The 17436-nt window shown below is 63.3% G+C and carries 17 protein-coding genes and 2 pseudogenes; 8 read left to right on the top strand and 11 right to left on the bottom strand.

The window, feature by feature from the left end:
- Positions 1–46: 46 nt before the first annotated feature.
- The 3 genes from JVX98_RS30795 to JVX98_RS30785 form a co-directional block, all read right to left on the bottom strand.
- A complete protein-coding gene (locus JVX98_RS30795) occupies positions 47–2740 on the bottom strand; it encodes a TonB-dependent receptor (RefSeq protein WP_205239627.1) in 2694 nt (897 codons plus the stop codon).
- Positions 2741–2866: 126 nt separating this feature from the next.
- Positions 2867–3850, bottom strand: a complete 984-nt coding sequence (locus tag JVX98_RS30790; protein ID WP_205239626.1) for a FecR domain-containing protein — start codon at positions 3848–3850, stop codon at positions 2867–2869.
- Between the two features lie 7 nt (positions 3851–3857).
- Positions 3858–4373 (bottom strand): sigma-70 family RNA polymerase sigma factor, encoded by a 516-nt coding sequence (locus JVX98_RS30785; protein ID WP_246765079.1) that lies wholly within the window; start codon positions 4371–4373, stop codon positions 3858–3860.
- A 341-nt stretch (positions 4374–4714) separates the two neighbouring features.
- Between JVX98_RS30785 and JVX98_RS32770 the strand changes: the two genes are divergently transcribed.
- The 6 genes from JVX98_RS32770 to JVX98_RS30765 all read left to right on the top strand — a co-directional run bounded on the left by JVX98_RS32770 (position 4715) and on the right by JVX98_RS30765 (position 8691).
- Positions 4715–5176, top strand: a complete 462-nt coding sequence (locus tag JVX98_RS32770; protein WP_205239625.1) for a hypothetical protein — start codon at positions 4715–4717, stop codon at positions 5174–5176.
- 381 nt (positions 5177–5557) lie between these two features.
- Positions 5558–6091 carry a hypothetical protein gene (locus JVX98_RS32405; RefSeq protein WP_246765078.1) on the top strand — a complete coding sequence of 178 codons (534 nt, stop codon included), beginning with the start codon at positions 5558–5560 and terminating at the stop codon, positions 6089–6091.
- Between the two features lie 13 nt (positions 6092–6104).
- Complete coding sequence (locus JVX98_RS32400) at positions 6105–6356, top strand: hypothetical protein (RefSeq protein ID WP_246765077.1); 252 nt, start codon at positions 6105–6107, stop codon at positions 6354–6356.
- Entirely contained in the window at positions 6353–6685 is a 333-nt protein-coding gene (locus JVX98_RS32395) for a sensor histidine kinase KdpD (protein ID WP_246765076.1), read from the top strand. The genes JVX98_RS32400 and JVX98_RS32395 overlap by 4 nt, the downstream gene beginning before the upstream one ends.
- 298 nt (positions 6686–6983) lie before the next feature.
- Positions 6984–8303 (top strand): tlde1 domain-containing protein, encoded by a 1320-nt coding sequence (locus JVX98_RS30770; RefSeq protein WP_246765075.1) that lies wholly within the window; start codon positions 6984–6986, stop codon positions 8301–8303.
- A gap of 121 nt (positions 8304–8424) precedes the next feature.
- Entirely contained in the window at positions 8425–8691 is a 267-nt protein-coding gene (locus JVX98_RS30765) for a DUF2277 domain-containing protein (RefSeq protein ID WP_205239624.1), read from the top strand.
- A 67-nt stretch (positions 8692–8758) separates the two neighbouring features.
- On the opposite strand, the gene JVX98_RS30760 is transcribed toward JVX98_RS30765, so the two are convergent.
- The 5 genes and pseudogenes from JVX98_RS30760 to JVX98_RS30740 all read right to left on the bottom strand — a co-directional run.
- Positions 8759–9778, bottom strand: coding sequence for a sulfate/molybdate ABC transporter ATP-binding protein (locus JVX98_RS30760; protein ID WP_205239623.1), 1020 nt, complete (start codon positions 9776–9778; stop codon positions 8759–8761).
- Positions 9775–10653, bottom strand: a complete 879-nt coding sequence (gene cysW / locus JVX98_RS30755; protein WP_192448459.1) for a sulfate ABC transporter permease subunit CysW — start codon at positions 10651–10653, stop codon at positions 9775–9777. The genes JVX98_RS30760 and cysW overlap by 4 nt, the downstream gene beginning before the upstream one ends.
- Positions 10654–10655: 2 nt before the next feature.
- Positions 10656–11476, bottom strand: a pseudogene (gene cysT, locus JVX98_RS30750) (sulfate ABC transporter permease subunit CysT).
- A gap of 83 nt (positions 11477–11559) precedes the next feature.
- Positions 11560–12546 (bottom strand): thiosulfate ABC transporter substrate-binding protein CysP, encoded by a 987-nt coding sequence (cysP, locus tag JVX98_RS30745; protein WP_192448457.1) that lies wholly within the window; start codon positions 12544–12546, stop codon positions 11560–11562.
- Between the two features lie 176 nt (positions 12547–12722).
- Positions 12723–12911: pseudogene (locus JVX98_RS30740) on the bottom strand (type II toxin-antitoxin system RelE/ParE family toxin); the annotation flags it as partial.
- A 177-nt stretch (positions 12912–13088) separates the two neighbouring features.
- Here JVX98_RS30740 and JVX98_RS30735 point away from each other — a divergent pair.
- The gene (locus JVX98_RS30735) at positions 13089–13541 is read left to right on the top strand and encodes a hypothetical protein (protein ID WP_205239621.1); all 453 of its coding nucleotides are present in this window, start codon (positions 13089–13091) and stop codon (positions 13539–13541) included.
- A gap of 31 nt (positions 13542–13572) precedes the next feature.
- The gene (locus JVX98_RS30730) at positions 13573–14019 is read left to right on the top strand and encodes an MEKHLA domain-containing protein (protein ID WP_043612039.1); all 447 of its coding nucleotides are present in this window, start codon (positions 13573–13575) and stop codon (positions 14017–14019) included.
- A gap of 43 nt (positions 14020–14062) precedes the next feature.
- Here JVX98_RS30730 and JVX98_RS30725 read toward each other — a convergent pair whose 3' ends face one another.
- The 3 genes from JVX98_RS30725 to JVX98_RS30715 are packed head-to-tail and all read right to left on the bottom strand — an operon-like array spanning position 14063 to position 17136.
- A complete protein-coding gene (locus JVX98_RS30725; protein WP_205239620.1) occupies positions 14063–15505 on the bottom strand; it encodes a TRAP transporter large permease in 1443 nt (480 codons plus the stop codon).
- Positions 15502–16041: a TRAP transporter small permease gene (locus JVX98_RS30720; protein WP_205239619.1), complete on the bottom strand. Its 540-nt coding sequence runs from the start codon at positions 16039–16041 to the stop codon at positions 15502–15504. The genes JVX98_RS30725 and JVX98_RS30720 overlap by 4 nt, the downstream gene beginning before the upstream one ends.
- Positions 16042–16080: 39 nt before the next feature.
- Positions 16081–17136: a TRAP transporter substrate-binding protein gene (locus JVX98_RS30715; RefSeq protein ID WP_205239618.1), complete on the bottom strand. Its 1056-nt coding sequence runs from the start codon at positions 17134–17136 to the stop codon at positions 16081–16083.
- Between the last annotated feature and the right edge of the window lie 300 nt (positions 17137–17436).

Here is a 17436-nt window from a genome sequence, read left to right as displayed (position 1 = left end):
TGATGGCCGCGCCTGTCCCGGCGCGACCATCAATCGGATTGCGGACTTAGAACGCCGCCTTCAGCGACGCGTAGAAGGTACGTCCCGGGCCGGGCTGCTGCACCAGGCTCAAGGGATCGACATAATAGGCGTCGGTCAGGTTCTCGATGCGGAAGCTCGCCGTTAGGCTCTCGTTGATCCGGTATTCGGCGAATGCGTCCACAAGCGTATAGGGCTTCCAGTTGATCAGCGAGATGAACTGCGAAGCGCCCTGGGCGGTTACGTCGCCATGGCCGATCGCGCGCGATCCGGTGCGCGAAATCCGCCCGCCGACTGTCAGGGCATCGTCGAGTAACGTCTGCGACAGCGTCAACGCGACCGTGTATTCCGGCGGCACCTGGTTGGTGGCGTAGTCGGCATAGAGCGACTTGTTTCCGCAGGTGGTCGCCGTCCGGCAAAACTCGACATCGGTGTAGTAGTTGGCGGCAAGCTCGGCGGTAAAGCCGCCGCGTTCATAGCGACCGGACAGCTCTATGCCCTGGAAATGCGCGCCGGCAATGTTGTGGATGCGCATGCCGGAGATACCGCGCGGATCGGTATACCATTCGCGCGAGATGTAGTTGTCGACATTCCAGTCGAAGAAGCCGAGCTTCATCATCGCCTGGTCGTCGGCTGAAAACACGCCGTCACGCCTGAGATTGGTGCCCACCTCCCAGTTGCTCGACCGTTCCGGGCGCAGGTTGGAATTGACGTTCATGGTGAAGGCCGAAACGCCCTCGAAGATGCTCGGCGAGCGCAGCGCGTTCGAGTAGTTCACATAAAACTGCGTGCCGTCGAAGGGCTCCAACATCACGCCCACCGACGGGCTGAAGCCGCCGTCGCTGAGCGCCGTGTCGTAGGTGTAGCCGGGGCGGACCTGTTCCGGAGCGTTTCGATCCTCTGTCCAGTAGTGCTGGTAGCGCAGGCCACCATTGATCGTCAGCCAATCGGTGGCTTTCCAGGCGGCCTTGGCGAAGGCGGCCGCCTCCTGCCGCGTGCCGTCGCGAAGGTCGAGCCATGTCTCGAGTTCCGGCGTGAACTTGCTCGGTCGCGTATCCTCGCTCAGGAACGACAGGCCGTAGGTCAGGTCGAGCGGGCCGTAGTCGGTCGTCAAGGCCGACGTGTTTGCGACATCGGCGCCCCACATGAAGGTATCGGAGCCGGTGCGGAAATCCGCGGGCAGGCCGAAATCTCCGGGCTGCGGATAGAGCACGCCGCTCCGCCGGGGATTGCGCAGTTCCAGCCGCGTGGCCCAGAGATTGGCCTTGAGATCGATCAGGTCATTGTCGTCAGGCTTCCAGCCGTAGCGAAGCGTGCCGGCATCGACCTTCGTTCCGGCGGTCTGGCCCTGCTGTATGGCCTGGCCCCGGTCCGAGGTCAGGCGCGACGCCAGGAGGTCGCCGGCCTCGCTGCGAAACCCGTTGTAGCCGAACTGCAGGCTGTGACCGTCCTCGAAACGGACAGTGCCCTTGGCGAGATACGACTTTGTCTGGAGCTGGGTGTTGAACACCTCCTCGCCGGCGCGGTAGTTGGCGATGCCGATGTTCTCGATGTAGTCCTTCCAGCCCCGGGCGGGCGGCAGGCATACGCCGCTTTCATAGCAGAATGGCCGCGGCCCCATGCTCACTGGCACTGCCGAAGGTCCGTTGCTGCCGGCATGATAGTTGCCCTGGCGGCGATAGGCGTAGCCGGCAAGGAGGTCGACGTTTTCCTCCTGCATCGCGCCGACGATGCTGCCCGAGCCGCTGGTTGGATCGAAGAACGAGGGGCGGTCCATTCCGTCGCTCTTTGCCGTAGCGACCGGAGGCGCCCAGGTGCCACCCGGCCAGGCATAGCCGGCGGTGGTGCCGGCCGGCGGCGGCGTGGAGGTATTCGTGCCGAAGCCGCCCTTGACCCGGAGACCGAATGTCCGCCCCTCCTTCACGATGTCGCCGGCGTCCAGCGTGCGCATCGCCACCGTGCCGGCGATGCCGCTCGATGCAACGTCCGAGCCCTTGGTGATATCGACGCCGCCCAGGAAATCCGGATCGACGAAGGTCCGGTTGGAGATGCCCTGATAGCCCTGGTAGACCGTGGCCGAATTGCTGGCGCCGTCGACAGTGACAGCGACACGCCCCATGCCCTGCATGCCGCGGATGTTGACATCGACGGCGCCCGCGCCGTTGCGCGCTTCGCCGGAGAGCACGCCCGGCGTGCCGCGGAAAATGTCTGCCGGGCTCGAGCCGCGGAAGCGGTCGATGTTTTCTTCCGAGATGTAAGCGGTCGGCGCAGCCGTTTCGTAGGGCGCATTGACCGGATTGATGATGCCGCCGCCGGCGACGATCGGCGCAAGCATCGTCGCACCGTCGGCAGCACCGGCCGCGTGCGCACCGGAAACGCGCTCGGTAATCGTGACGGTCCCGCCGCTCAGGCTATAGGAGAGGCCGGTGCCGGACAAAAGCTGCGACAGCGCCTCGGCCGGCGCGATCGGCCCGTTGACGGCAGGCGCGGATTTTCCCTGGGTCAGCGATGCCGAATAGGCGAGTTTCAGCCCCGACTGCCGCGCAAATGCCGTAAGCGCCGCGGTCAGGGATTGCGCCGGAATGTCGAAAGTGATGGCACCGGAGCGAGCCGACCGCTCCTGTTGTGCCAGAGCCGGCACTGCCGTTTGAAGTGAACCGACCGCCGTGGTTGCGACCACGACCGCGCCGAGAAGTTTGTTTCGCCCCGTTTGTCTGGACATCTGATCCCTATTCCCATGCTTTGAGCCAGGGACCGGTATTCCTGCTGGCAGGACACATCCCTCAAAAGCCGAGACGAGGCGGCACCCAAAAATCCGCAACCGCGTTCGAAAAAAAAATGAAACCGGCTAGACCGCCGAGATCAGTGTCACGAAGCGGGTCATGCGTGTGACCCGGATCGGCAGGCCGGACGCAAGCGCTGCAAGCGAGGCGTCCGGCGTTCTCAAATCCAAAACGGCGCTGACCAGCGTCGATTTCAAGCGGTCGTGACTGAAGACGATCCAGCCGCCATGATAGCGGTTGAGGGCCGCGACGACGTCGCCGAGCCGGCGGTTTTCGGCGACATACATGCCGGACTGCCAAGCGAGCGCGATTGCCGGATCCTGCACGGCAGGGCTGCCGATGGCGCCGTCACCACCGACCGACACACGCTCCCCTTCGGCGAGCGTAACGCCCATGAGGTCGCCGCCAGCCATTGGCGATACGCGAACGGAATGACGGGTCACGGCAATGCCGAGCGAACCATCGGCGGCATTGGCGTCCACATCGAAAGCGGTTCCAAGGGCCGTGACAATGGTTTCACCTGAGGCAACCTGAAACGGCCGCGCGTCCGCCGCCACGTCGAAAAATGCCTGGCCTTCCTTCAAAACCACCCGGCGGGCCCGCTCGTCGAAATCCACATCCATCGCCGTGCGCGCGTTGAGGATCACCCTCGACCCGTCGGGCAGGTCGATAGAACGGGTCTCTGCCGTGGCTGTCGCGTAATCGGAGCCGAGGATGCGCAGCCAGGGGCGCGAAGCGGCAAGCCCGCCGCCCAGGACAGCGATGCCGACCGCGCCGGTCAGAAGGCGGCGTCGTGAAAGGAGCGCGGTGTCGCGGCCGGGATAGATGAGGCCGGTGCGGCGATCGCGGCGCAGATGTGCCGCATCGTCCCACAAGGCTTCCGCTTCCACCGCTGCCGCCTCGTGCTCTGCGCTTTGTCCGCGCCACGCCTCATAGGCGCGTTGGTCGTCTACGGTCGCCTCACCGGAATGGAGCCGGACGACCCAGCCGAGCGCCGCGTCGGAGATGTCTTTCGCAGGACAGTGCGTTGCCGTCGATGCGGGTTTCATCGCCCTTTCAGACATGGTCCATCTCGCGCCGCACGTCGCGGCAATGGCACAGCGCACGCAGCATGTGCTTTTCAACCATGCTGACCGAGATGCCAAGTGTTTCGGCTATTTCCCGGTGCGAATGGCCCTCGACCTTGTTCATGATAAAAGCCGTCCGGCAGGCGATCGGCAGTTCGTTCAAGAGTACGGATAGGGCTGCTACCTTGTCGCGAAATTCCAGCCGCAGCGCAAAGTCGTCCGACGACGACAGGCGGTCTGCCTGGTTCAGTTCGACCCGGCGCGACCACTCCCGCTCCAGCTTGATACGAAAGTCGATCGCCGCATTTCGGGCTGCCTTGAACAGGTAGGAACGCGGATGCTCGACATTGCGGCGGTCGACCCTCACCATGCGCAGATAGGCGTTCTGAACCACTTCCTCACCGTCGTCCCGGTTACCGATCAGGCGCGAGGCGTACCGCACCACCTCCTTGTGGTGGCGCCTGAAGAGCAGGCCGAGCCAGTGATTGAGAGAATTTGCCACCATGCTGCCCTTCCTAGCGAAGCGCGACGCGGCGGTCTTGGGAGTGGATTTCGACGGGCATGGCGCAAACTTCGCGGGGGATCCTGCGGCTTGATTGATGCCGCAGGCTAATACTTGTCTTTTATACTCATGTTTAATCGCCCAGCAAGCGCCTTGGGTAAAATGGCTGCAGATTTTGCAGATCAAACCGGCTCAAGGCACGGCACGAACCCGGACCGTCCGCGAATAACAAGCACGGTCGCCTTCTGCCGCGCCGTTTTCCTCAAACGGTGCGGCGGCTGGCCTGGCGGTAGTGGTCGTCTTGGTCGAGGCATTTCCGGCATGCCCGGGGAGCTCGACCTCGGATGGTAAGCCCGGAACTGCGCCCGGGTGTCCCGATTGCGGACATCGACATTGCGAAGGAGCTCGGTGTCCGCTCTTCGTTCAAACCGCCAGTTCGAAATCCGTCGAAACGGAAACCGTGCGCCACCCGCAGCGTCGCACTGACCGAAGCGGGGGAACTTCTGCTCGCCCGTGTCGCGCCCGCCTTCCGCGACATCGAGGACGCGCTTGACGACCTCAACAATTTTCGGGGGGCGCCGATCGGCCGGCTGAGGCTCAACACGGCACGCGCTTCGGCAAAAATGGTGCTTCTGCCCCTCGTCGCGCGATTTCTCGAAAGTCATCCGAAGCTCAACATCGAGATCGTCGTCGACAACGACCTGGTCGGCGGTTTCTATCTCTATTATCCGAGCCGACGGCAGATGCCGGCAGCACTCAGGGCATTCGTCGATTTCGCCAGGGCCAGGGACAAGTCAACGTCTTGAGATGGAACGGCGTGAGCGATCGTCAAACCCGCTCGCACCTCCCCCGCCTGTCCGCGTAATGTCCGTGCAACCTCCTGTTTACAATCGTCTCCGCACGGTTTTACTGGCATCGGTTTTTGCCGCGTCAAAACAAGCGTCAGCCGAACGGCGTAGCCGGTCCAACAAACATGGTGCGGATGGTGTGGAAGCTCTGGCCACGGTCTCTCAAGCAGCTTCTCATCGCGCCTCTGCTGGTCCTGCAGCTGGCGGTGCTTCTCGCGTTCGGCCTGTCCTTCGTTACGCTGCTGGTGGTCGCTGACGAAGGCGGCGCGCTCGTCAGTCCTACCCCGGTCGAGACGGCGTTCCGCGCGACAAAGCGGGGCGCTGGCGGCAAGCTCGAACTTGCTGACACCGCGGACCTGGCGCGCGTTCACCGCGAACAACTGCATTTCTGGTTCATCGCGCAGCGACAGCGGCGAAATCGTCCAGTCCGGCGACGTGCCGGAGATTTACCGCGGCATGACGGTGGCGCTCGACCGGATGACCTATTCGGACATCCGCGACGACGGCCCGCCATCGGATTATCTCGCTGTCATCCGGCGCATGACAAACGAGGAAGGCAGCTTCACCGTATTCGGACAGGGAACGCTTCTGAGCCAACCTTCGCTCATCTTTTCGTTCTCTCGCCTGTTCGTCGCGCCGATGCTGGTGCTGCTCGCGCTCGTCACGATCTTTTCGGTGCCGCGCATCGTCAACCGGGCGATCCGGGGCATCTGCGATCTCGCGCGCGAAACGGACGAGATCGACAGGACGCACCGAAGCCACCGGCTGGCCGAAACGGCGGTGCCGAGCGAGGTCCGTCCGCTCGTGCGCAGCATCAACAGCGCGCTCCAGTCCTGGCCAACACCAGCGCTTCATCCTCGACGCCGCCCATGAGTTGCGAACGCCTGTGGCCATTCTTCAGGCGCGCCTCGACCTGCTCGCCTCCGGGCCGGAGCGCGACCGGCTGATCTCAGACTGCGAGAGGATATCGGCGCTCGCCGAACAGCTGCTCGACCTGCAGCGGCTGGAAGCCAATGCCAGGCCGTTCACGTCCGCCACCTCGTCGCGCTCTGCCGCAACGTCGCCGCGGACCTCGCTCCGCTTGCCATCGACGAGGGCTACGATCTGTCGTTCGAGCAAAACACGGAGCAGTCGATGATACAGGGAGACGCAGTCTCGCTCGAACGCGCGGTTACCAATCTCGTCCAGAACGCGATCGAGCATGCGGGAAACCAGGGCATGATCGTCGTGCGGGTCGAGCCAGGCGGCGTGATCAAAGTCAGCGACGACGGCCCTGGCATTCCGGAGGCGGAACGCGAGCGCGTCTTTGAGGCTTTCTACCGCCTCAATCCACGGGAACGCGGCGCTGGTCTTGGCCTCAATCTCGTTCTGCAGATCACGGAGCGACACAATGGCCGTGTGAGCATCCTGACCACCCCGAGCGGGGGCGCCTGCTTCCGGCTGGCCTTCCAAGGCGCGCGCATCTGAGCTGCAATCCACGGTATTGTAACAGGCAGGCTTAAACCTCGCGCGCGTGAAAACGGTCCGGAAAGCGGCCAAAATGGGCCTTTTCGGCGAAAGAAAATCGATCTGGGGTCTATTTCGGCGGTTGGAAAGCAAAATTTAACCATACTTCTCCATCTTTTGTCCATCAGTCGTCAAGAAGGGGACAATCCAGAAATCGCGCAGCGGCGTTCGATCGCCGGGGTGAGAGCCTTTGTGAGATTTTCTGGCTTGATTTGCGTTGTTGAGTAAGATCATTCGCCCACAGTCTTTGCACCGTCTGTTGCGCCCATTGCTGATCACTTGCTGCGGCACCGCCCTCGTCGGCGCGGCTGCGTGGTCGCTTGTCGGCATGGCCGCGATCGGCAATTCCTACGCGCATGGTTCCGGCCGCCTGCTGCCGAAGCCGCAGCTGCATTTGGCTGAGAAGACCAAAGAGCGCGTCTGGGACAAACACGCCAGAACCAACCAGGCGACGCGGCTCGTGGCCGCCGCCGCGGCGCAGCCAGTCATGGTCGCAAGCCTCGCTCCCAGCGAGGCGAGGTTCGCGTCCGATCCCCTGTTCCCGATGGACGCGGAAACGATCGGCAAAAGTGCCCGGATCGCAGCCGCGGTGAAAAAGGCCGTACTGGCGTCCGAGAAAGTCGCAAGCAACTCCACTCCCTCGACCGAGGCCCGCCGCCAGGCCGCAACGATTGGCCTGCCGGCGCCGGAACGCTTCGCGCCGATCGCCAGCGTTGCCGCGGCCCAATATCCGGTCCAACTCGCCTACGCCACCCCATCCCAGAGCCACGTGGAAGGCAGCGCCTTTTCCGCTTTGTTGACGGCACCGTCCGAGGACGATCTCGCCGAACAGCCGGACCAGGACCAGGACGAGACTGAAGACACGTCCGCCCTGCCGAGCCATGAGGACACGCCCTCGGTCGGTCCCATGCCGCAATTCCGCCCCCGCACCGCGCAGGCGGAAAAGCCGCCCGCCGAAGACGAAAAACCTGCGACCAAACAGGCGGAAGCCGCGGCGGTGAAAAAGGAAGAAGAGACCGCCAAGGCAGACGAGGATGAAGCGCCGAAGAAGCAGAAGCTTGCCTATGCGCGACCGGAAGATCCGACCGAAAACAGTGCCGGCACCGGCTTCGGCCAGGCGCTGCGCAACATGTTTGGCGGCGGAGCGAAAGCCGGCAACGGCGTCGCCGTCTACGACATCACCGCCGCCAAGGTCTATATGCCTGACGGCAGCGTACTCGAGGCCCATTCCGGTATCGGCAAGATGGCCGACAACCCACGCTACGTCGACGTCAAGATGACCGGGCCGACGCCGCCGCACACCTATAATCTCAGGATGCGCGAAACCCGTTTCCACGGGGTCGAAGCGATCCGCATGCTGCCGGTCGACGGACGGAACAAGCACGGCCGCGACGGCTTCCTGACGCATAGCTACCTGCTGCGCGGCAAGCGCGCGGAATCCCATGGCTGCGTCGCCTTCGCCGACTATCCGCGGTTCCTGACCGCCTTCAAGCAGGGCAAGGTCAAGCAGATCGTCGTGGTGCCGAGCGGTGGACGCGCGGCCGGCATGCGCCTGGCACAGAACGGCCGGAACTCTTGAGCGGAGCCGGCCAACGGTCGGATTGCGGGCAGCCGACGGTAAAGGTCTTTCGCTGATGAGGAACGGGCACTAAGATCCGGGCTTCGACAGGAGCGAGAACGAAGAGGACCGGGAGACCGTCATGTGCCGAAACATCAAACCCCTGTTCAATTTCGAGCCGCCGGCGACGAACGCCGAGGTCCATGACGCTGCACTGCAGTTCGTGCGCAAGCTGAGCGGAACCAACAAGCCATCCAAGCGGAACGAAGCGGCGTTCGAGCATGCCGTCAATTCGATTGCCGCATGCGCGCAGGAACTGCTCGACGCACTCGAGACGTCACAGCCCCCACGCAACCGCGAGGAAGAAGCCGCCAAGGCGCGCGCACGGAACGCCGTCCGCTTCGCCTGACGGCGGCAAGAGGCTGGACGCGGCCTTCGTGCCTGTGAATCCTGGCCGCCGCCCGCGCCATCTCAACCTATATCGCAAACACCGTCGCGCGGCGCAGCGTCACGTAGCCGGTGTCGCCGGCCTTCACGACCCGCTCCGGCTCCAAGTCCAGTTCCAACGGCACGCCGCGCTCGGTCGTCGCGACCACCCGGCGGCCGGCCGGGCGATCCATCACCCGGCTGATATTGGCAGCGATGCCGGGACCTCCGATCGCCCAATCGAGATCGACCGGCCGGGCGTAAAGCTCGGCCTTGCCGTCGGCGATCCCTGCAGCGTCGATGACCACGCCATCGGCATAGGCCCGACCGTCACGCACCTCGGCGGGCAGCATGTTGGCATCGCCGAGGAACTTCATGACGAAGGCCGATTTCGGCTCGCGGCAGACCTCCTCCGGCGTTCCCTGCTGGACGATGTGGCCATCCTTCAGGATCACCACGCGGTCGGCAAGATCGAGCGCCTCTTCCTGGTCGTGAGTGACGAAGAGCGTGGTGATGCCGAGCTGGGTATGGATTTCGCGCAGCCAGCGCCGCAGCTCGCGCCGGACATTAGCATCAAGCGCGCCGAATGGCTCGTCGAGCAAGAGCACCTTGGGATCGACGGCAAGCGCACGGGCCAGGGCGACGCGCTGGCGCTGGCCGCCGGAGATCTGCGCAGGAAACCGTTCGCCGAGCCCTTCGAGGCGAACCAGGCGCAAAAGTTCAGCGACCCGCACCTGGATCGCCGCCTTGTCGCGCTTGACCTTCGAGACCTCCATGCCGAAGGCGATGTTCTGGGCCACCGTCATGTGCGGGAAAAGCGCGTAGTGCTGGAACACGAAGCCGACGCCGCGATCGCGCACGGGGATGTCGGTCGCATCCTGGTCGCCGAAATAGATGTGGCCGCCATCGGCGAATTCGAGCCCGGCGACCATGCGCAATATCGTCGTCTTGCCGGAACCGGAGGGCCCGAGCAGCGCGACGAGCTCGCCACTTTCGATCTCGAGCGACACGTCCTTGACGGCACGGAAGGTTTGGAAAGTCTTGACGACGTGGTCAAGGCGGATCTTCATGATGCATTCTCCGCGGAATTGGCAACTGGGCGGACGCGGCCCGCCCCTTGGCGCTCCAGAGCGACCTTGGCGATGATGGTGAAGACGGCAATGAGCGCCAGAATGGACGCCGACGCAAAAGCGCCCGCCGCCTGGTAATCGTGATAGAGCAGCTCGATATGGAGCGGCAGGGTGTTGGTCTGGCCACGGATGTTGCCCGACACGACCGAAACCGCGCCGAACTCGCCCATCACGCGCGCATTGCAAAGGACGACGCCGTAGAGCAGCGCCCATTTGATGTTGGGCAACGTCACCGAGAAGAAGGTGCGAAAGCCGGAAGCGCCGAGGGAAACGGCCGCCTCTTCGAGGTCCCTCCCCTGCGCCTGCATCAGCGGAATGAGCTCGCGGGCGACAAACGGCGCGGTGACGAACATCGAGGCGAGCACGATGCCGGGAATGGCAAACAGGATCTTGATGCCATAGGCATCGAGCGTCGGGCCAAACAGACCCTGCAGCCCGTAGACGAAGAGATAGGCAACGCCCGCGACGATCGGCGAAACCGAGAACGGGATCTCGATCACCACCAGCAGGAAACCCTTGCCGCGGAAATCGAACTTGGTGATCGCCCAGGCAGCGGCCACGCCGAAGGCGGTGTTGACTGGGACGGCGATCAGCGCGGCAAGCACCGTGAGCATGATCGCGTGGCGCGTGTCGGGATGCAGGATCGTGTCGCGATAGACCTGCCAGCCCTTGGCAAAGGCCTCGACGCCGATGATCAGCAGCGGCGCGAGGATCAGGAACGCGCCGATGATCAGTACGGCGCCGATCAGGGCACGGCGGAAGACAGGTCCGTCACCCACCCGCGGCAGCGTGCGTGCGGTCTTTTTGAAACGCATGGTCAGGACCTCCGCGTATAGCGCAGCGCCCGCGCCTGCAACCAGTTGGTCACGGCGAGCATGAGGAAGGCCGTCAGCAGCAGCACGGACGCGATCGCTGCCGCCGCCTGATAATCGTATTCTTCGAGCCGGATGAAGATCAGCAGCGCGGTGATCTCGGTCGACATCGGCTGATTGCCGGCGATGAAGATGATCGCACCGAACTCGCCGAGCGAGCGGGCGAAGGACAGGGAGACGCCGGCGAGAAGTGCTGGTGTCAAGAGCGGCAGGATGACCTTGCGGAAGATCGCGATATCCGAGCCGCCAAGCGACTGTGCCGCCTCCTCCAGCGCCGGATCGAGATCCTCCAGCACCGGCTGCACCGTGCGCACGATGAAGGGCAGCGACGTGAAGCACATGGCGATCATGATGCCGATAGGGGTATAGGCGACCTTGATGCCGTAGTCCTCGAGGATCGAGCCGAACACGCCGTTGGTCGTGAACAGTGCGGTCAGCGAAATACCGGCAACGGCCGTCGGCAAGGCGAACGGCAGGTCGACCATGGCATCGACGATGCGGCGCCCGGGGAAGCGGTAACGCACCAGCACCCAGGCGAGCGCCAGGCCGAAGAAGAGATTGAAGAGCGTTGCGCCAAGCGCGGCCGTCACGGTGACGCGATAGCTTGCGAGCGCCCGCGGCGACGAGACGATCTGCCAGTAATCGAGAGGGCCGAGGCTCGCCGCCTTGAACACGAGGGCTGCCAGCGGCAGAACGACGATCAGGCTCACATAGAGCAGCGTCACCCCCAGCGACAGGCGTAACCCGGCAGGACATTGCGTCTCAAGCGTTCATTTCCTTGTCATGTCATGGTGAAACCCGGCAGACGGTTCGTCTGCCGGGCTGATTGATTGCGAGGTCAAAGAGCGATCAGCGGCTGCCGTAGAGCTTGTCCAGGATGCCGTCGGACGCGAAGTGCTCGGACTGGATCTTGCTCCATCCGCCAAAGACGTCGTCGACATTGACGAGGCGAATATCCGGGAACTGCGCCTTGAATTCGCCGGCAACCTTCTCGTTGCGGACGCGATGGCCGAATTCGGCGGCGATGCGCTGGCCTTCCTCGGTATAGAGGAAGTCGAGATAGGTCTTGGCGAGCGCCTGCGTGCCGTGTTTCTCGGCAACCTTGTCGACGACCGCGACCGGGAATTCCGCGAGCAGGCTGACCGACGGGATGACGGCTTCGACCTTGTCGGCGCCATACTGCTTGGCGATGCTGCGGGTCTCGGCCTCGAAGGTGATCAGGACGTCGCCGGTTTCGCGCTCGACGAAGGTCGTGGTCGAGGCGCGGCCGCCGGTGTCGAACACCGGAACGTTGTCGAAGATCTTGGTGATGTAGGCCTCGATCTTCGCCTCGTCGCCCTCATAGGCCTCCTTGGCCCAGGCATAGGCCGCCAGATAGGTGTAGCGCGCATTGCCCGAGGTCTTCGGATTGGGGAAGACCGCGTGAACGTCGTCACGGGCCAGGTCGGACCAGTCCTTGATGTTCTTCGGGTTGCCCTTGCGCACCAGGAAAGACGGGAAGGAATAGAACGGCGAGGCATTATTCGGGAACGCCTTCGCCCAGTCCTTGGAGACAAAGCCGTTCTTGGCCAGGAATTCGATATCGGTGGTCTGGTTGAAGGTGACGACGTCGGCTTCCAGGCCTTCGAGGATCGAGCGGGCCTGCTTCGACGTGCCGGCATGCGACTGGTCGATCGTCACGCCCGGATGCTGCTTGATGAAGGCCTCGTTCTCGGCCACGAAGAGTTCGCGCGAAACGTCGTAGGAGGCGTTGAGAAGCTTCGTCGGCTCCTGTGCCAGCGCAGGGGTCACAAAATGCGCGACAAGGGTGGCGCCGAGAATGAGGAGGCGTTTCATGCGGTTCTCCGGTGTTGATGCTGCCCCAGAACCTATCGGCAGGCGTGTGGGAGCGCGAGGGAACGCGGACCCTGGTTGTGCCAAGCCTTAGAAATTTCGTCTCGTTTCCGCTCAGTTTCGCGGAGTTTTTGCCTCAGCTTTCCCAAAGCAACCAATAGCTTACAGTCGGTGGGCTGTCAGGAACCGTCCGGCCCTTGCACCCATTGCGGGATGTCCCGCTTGGCATGCAGCACGCGCCACACGTCGATATGGTCGGCCTGTTGACGATAGAAGACGAGGTAGGGGTATTTCTTCAGACCGACACTTCGCAAATCAGGAAGCGCCAGTTCGTAGGCAAAGCGCAACGAACCGGATTCCGGACGCGCACCTCACGGGCGGCGGAATAACGCCCATGGCAAAAATTGGCAAGAATGGCGATCTTGAACACCAGCGCCGATCGCCTTACGCAGAGGACATCTCGGCACAGCAATATGACAATCGGGGACTAGATACATCCTTAGCGCTTTGACTAGATAGGCGTTCAAGGCAGGGTTGGCGATTCGATGACGATATTCTTCAAGGCAGCAGTTTCCGACGAAGTGGCGCTCGGTATGATCGAGCGGTGTTTTGCCGATGCGAACGACTATGACGGCTATCTCGACATTTTTGCCGACTACACCGAAAAGACCGTCTCCTGGAGCAAGGGCAGATCCGTCGAAGAGTTCAAGGACCAGATCACCGAGGCGCTGCGCGCAGCCTGGGAGGCCTCGCCCTTCTGGCAGGTCTATGAGCGCCGCGAAGAGCGGGACGACGCCGGGACCAACGAAATTCGACGGGCAGCGATCGCGCTGACCCGCACCTATGGCGGCGTGGTCGTGATCACCCTCAGCCTGCTTGGAAGGCGCAGCAGCGCGAATGACCTCGAACTGGTGTTCGTCTGTTTCCAGGAAGATGCGCAACGCCGGAATTTCCGGGTGCGTTATGACGGGAAGTTCATTCCGTCCCTGAATGCCTGACGCCACCCCCGGGTCATGGAGACGAAGGGCGATGACAACCGACTATGATGCCGATGACGCCTTCGCCCTGATCGTTGCAAGCTTCCGCCAGGTGACCGGCAAGGCGCTGGTCGACCATCCGTTCGACGGCCGTTGGCTTTACGAGAGCGCACCCTTTGCGCTTTTGGCGCACGACCGATCGGAGGACCCGCGTTTCTTCTACGCCAACAAAACCGCGCAGGCCTGCTTCGGCTACACCTGGCAGGAGTTCATCGGCATGCCGTCGCGCCTCTCGGCCGAGGCGCCGAACCGCGAGGAACGGCAGCGTCTTTTAGACAGCGTCTCCACCAAGGGCTTCATCGACAACTATCGCGGCCTTCGGATCGCGAAATCCGGACGCCGCTTCTGGATCGAGAACGCCATCGTCTGGCAGTTGGTGCGCGCCAACGGCGAACATGCCGGCCAGGCCGCCATGTTCCACAGCTGGAAGGATCTGTAAGCGCGCCGCCCCGAGGCGGAGGGTGCGCCTCGTCTGCTTCTTCTCAATTCAACAGCCGGACCAGTGCCAAAGCAACACCGGGCGACAGCGTGATGATCGCCAATCGGATGAGGTCGGCAATGACGAAGGGCATGACGCCTCGGTAGGTCTGCACGATCGGGACATCCGTCGCCAGCTTGTTGATGATGAAGACGTTGAGGCCGATCGGCGGGGCGGAAAGACCGATGCCGACGACGATGAGGACGAGAATGCCGAACCAGATGGCGACATCCTCGGTCGGCATGCCCAGATCCAGTGTCAGGATGATCGGAATGAAGACCGGCAGCGTCAGCAGGATCATCGCCAATTCGTCCATGACGGCGCCAAGCACGAGATAGGTGACGAGCATTCCGCAGATGACGACATAGGGCGGCAGGCCCGACTGTCCGACCATTGCGGCAAGCGTCGCCGGCATCTGCGTCAGCGCCAGAAACGCGCCGAAGACTTCCGCGCCGAGCAGGATCAGGAAGATCATTCCGCTGGTTTCGGCCGTCTGCAGCAGAGCGTTTTTCAGGGCGCCGAGGCTCAAGGTCCTTTGCAGCAGGCCGACCAGCAGCGTTACGGCAGCCCCCACCGCGGCACCTTCCGTCGGCGTGAACACCTCGCCATAGATGCCGCCGACCACCGTGACGGCGACGACCGCCGCCGGCACGATCGCAAAGTCCGCAGCCAGCAGCAGCAGGCCGAATATCGCCAACAGGATCCCGCCGACCGTCCCGAGCGAGCCGAGCAACCAACCGATGACACCACCGGCCAGGATGATCAGACCCAGCGGCCTCGCCCAGAACGGACGAGGCGTTCGAACCGTCTCGGTCGCCGTCACCGGCGGCGCGAGATCGGGCCTGCGCCGCACGACGATCGCAATCGCGATCAGGTAGAAGGCGGCCGCCAATAGCCCCGGCACCAGGGCTGCCTGAAACAGCTTGGCGATGTTCTGCTCGGCGGTGATCGCATAAACCACCAGGATCACGGATGGCGGAATGAGGATGCCGAGGGTGCCGCCGGCGGCAATCGTCCCGGTGCCAAGCCCGACGTCGACCCGGGCTCGGCGCAGTTCCGGCAGCGCCGCGCGTCCGAAGGTCGCCGTGGTTGCGACCGACAAGCCGCAGATCGCGCCGAACCCGGTGCAGGCGGCGATGACGGCCATCGGCATTCCGCCCTTGAAGCGTCCGAAGCCCCGCTCGGCGACGCGAAACAGCGTTGCGGCAATGCCCGACTGCTCGGCGAGCGCGCCCATCAGGATGAAGAGCGGGATGACCGAAAGCGTGTAGCTGGCAAACTGGCTATAGGTGTTGGTCTGCAGATAGTAGACCAGCGCATGCGGGCCGGAGAGATAGGCATAGCCGGCAGCACCGACCGCAAGCATGGCAAGAGAGATCGGCATCCGGATGGCGATCAAGAGCAGCATGGCCGCAAAGCCGACGAAGGCAATGGCAAAACCGCTCATCGGCCGCCTCCAATTTTCAAGAGGGAAACGGAAAGTCCGATGACGGCCGCGAGCGCCGCGAGCGCGGCACAGGTCAGATAGACCGGCCAGATCGGCCAGGGCAGCTGGATGAGGGTCGTCCCGTATCCCCTCGCCTCCAGGCCACCGGTAAACAGCCCCCAGGCAAAAAACGCCAGGCAGACGGCCAAAAGCAGGTCCCACAGGCCGTCGATGACCCGGGTGACGCGTGCAGGAAGAGCCATCGTGAAGGTATCGACAGCAATATGGCCATTGCGGGCCTGCGTGTATGCGAGAAAGGAGAAGGCGGCGACACCGACCGCCACCTCCACCAGTTCGTAATCGGCCGGCACCGGCCGATTGAACAGCCAGCGGCCCAGCACGCTGACGGTGACCAGTCCCGCCGCAAGGCAAAGAAGCGTGCCGCCGATGAGTGCCAAACCGGCCGCGAGGCGTTCGACTTCCCTGCGTCGCGGCACCCTCACCGCATCCTCGTATCCTACGTCTTCCATTGTTGAGGCCCCGAGCTGTTGGTTCATGCAGCGGCGCGTTCAGGCGCCACGTTCACGGCAGTGCGCTCAGGCGCCCGAATATTTCTGGACGAGCGCTTGCGCTGCGGCGATCAGCGCCTTGCCGTCGAGGTCCTTGGCCTTCATGTCCTCGATCCACTTGTCGTGGACGGGCCTGGTCGCCTCCACCCACTTCGCTTTTTCGTCCTCGCTGATCGTGCTGATTGTGCCTTCTCCGGATGCCTCGATCGCGGCGCGCACTTCTGCGCCGACACTGTCCCACATCTCGCCGGCCTTCTTGGCGAAGGCCATGCCGCTGTTGGCGTCCAGCACGGCCTTGAGGTCGGCCGGCAATGCCTCGTACTTGCTCTTGTTCATCGCCAGGAAGAAGGTCGCGGTATAGAGCGTCGGCGAGCCCGGGATCTCGGTGTGGAACTTGGTAAGCTCGTTCACCTTGATCGAAGGCACCACTTCCCACGGGAGTACGCAACCGTCGATAGCCCGCTGCGCCAGTGCTTCCGGCACCTGCGGAATGGGCATTCCGACCGGCGTCGCACCCAGTGCCGCCAGTGCCTCACCGGCAAGGCGTGTGGGATTGCGAAGCTTGAGCCCGGCGAGGTCCGCACTGGACGTCACTTCCTTGTTGGTGTGGATCAGGCCTTGGTCGTGCGCCCAAAAGCACAGGAGCTGGGTGTCGCCGGTTTCCTTCAGCACATGCGTCTGGCCATATTCCTGGCAGGCCTGTGCGTTGACGGTCGCCTCCTTGGCGGCGACGAACGGTAGTTCGAACACTTCGGTGGATGGGAAGCGTCCAGGCGTGTTGCCGGGCAAGGTCCAGACGATGTCGACGACGCCGTTCGACGCCTGATCGTAGAGCTGCGGCGGCTTTCCGCCGAGCTGCATGGCCGGGAAGATGTCGACCTTCAGCGCGCCACCGCTTTGGTCTGCCAGCGATTTCGCCCACGGCGTCAACAGCCGCTGATGAACGTTGGATGCCGGCGGCAGGAAATGGTGCAGTTTCAGCGTGATAGTTTCCTGGGCGCGCGCCACACCCATTTTCAGAACGAAGGGCGCGGCAAGCAAGGCACCGCCGGTCTTCATCATATTCCGTCTGCTCAGTTTCATAGGTTCCTCCCTGTCGACCCCATATTCACGCGCGGCGAACATCGCATGCCCGCGCCTGATCCTTCACGTCACATGAAGGTTATCCGGCGGGCAGATCTCCCCGGTCGCTTGAAACTTCCCTTTGCTCCTCATCGGAAAGCCTCAATCCATTAACATGTTAAGTTTATTTTGAACCGACTGTCAAGCGACGGCATCGGGCGACAAGGCCGCATGAAGTGACCGCACGGACACGTCCTCGTGAACGTGCCGGGTCGAGCTTTCGTTTAAGGATTCAAGCCTGAAGCACGCAAGCACACGGCG

Origin of the sequence: Ensifer sp. PDNC004, assembly GCF_016919405.1 — a bacterium.
Taxonomy (GTDB): domain Bacteria; phylum Pseudomonadota; class Alphaproteobacteria; order Rhizobiales; family Rhizobiaceae; genus Ensifer.
Note: the sequence above shows the minus strand (reverse complement) of the source record. Positions and strands in the feature narration are given on the sequence as shown.

Bases quoted from the DNA above. Each gene is read 5' to 3' on its own strand.
- JVX98_RS30790 (WP_205239626.1), bottom strand. From the start codon at position 3,850: ATGAAACCCGCATCGACGGCAACGCACTGTCCTGCGAAAGACATCTCC.
- cysW (WP_192448459.1), bottom strand. From the start codon at position 10,653: ATGCGTTTCAAAAAGACCGCACGCACGCTGCCGCGGGTGGGTGACGGA.
- JVX98_RS30795 (WP_205239627.1), bottom strand. From the start codon at position 2,740: ATGTCCAGACAAACGGGGCGAAACAAACTTCTCGGCGCGGTCGTGGTC.
- cysP (WP_192448457.1), bottom strand. From the start codon at position 12,546: ATGAAACGCCTCCTCATTCTCGGCGCCACCCTTGTCGCGCATTTTGTG.
- JVX98_RS30760 (WP_205239623.1), bottom strand. From the start codon at position 9,778: ATGAAGATCCGCCTTGACCACGTCGTCAAGACTTTCCAAACCTTCCGT.
- JVX98_RS30765 (WP_205239624.1), top strand. From the start codon at position 8,425: ATGTGCCGAAACATCAAACCCCTGTTCAATTTCGAGCCGCCGGCGACG.
- JVX98_RS30785 (WP_246765079.1), bottom strand. From the start codon at position 4,373: ATGGTGGCAAATTCTCTCAATCACTGGCTCGGCCTGCTCTTCAGGCGC.
- JVX98_RS32770 (WP_205239625.1), top strand. From the start codon at position 4,715: ATGGTAAGCCCGGAACTGCGCCCGGGTGTCCCGATTGCGGACATCGAC.
- JVX98_RS30735 (WP_205239621.1), top strand. From the start codon at position 13,089: ATGACGATATTCTTCAAGGCAGCAGTTTCCGACGAAGTGGCGCTCGGT.
- JVX98_RS30730 (WP_043612039.1), top strand. From the start codon at position 13,573: ATGACAACCGACTATGATGCCGATGACGCCTTCGCCCTGATCGTTGCA.
- JVX98_RS30720 (WP_205239619.1), bottom strand. From the start codon at position 16,041: ATGAACCAACAGCTCGGGGCCTCAACAATGGAAGACGTAGGATACGAG.
- JVX98_RS32395 (WP_246765076.1), top strand. From the start codon at position 6,353: ATGATACAGGGAGACGCAGTCTCGCTCGAACGCGCGGTTACCAATCTC.
- JVX98_RS30725 (WP_205239620.1), bottom strand. From the start codon at position 15,505: ATGAGCGGTTTTGCCATTGCCTTCGTCGGCTTTGCGGCCATGCTGCTC.
- JVX98_RS30715 (WP_205239618.1), bottom strand. From the start codon at position 17,136: ATGAAACTGAGCAGACGGAATATGATGAAGACCGGCGGTGCCTTGCTT.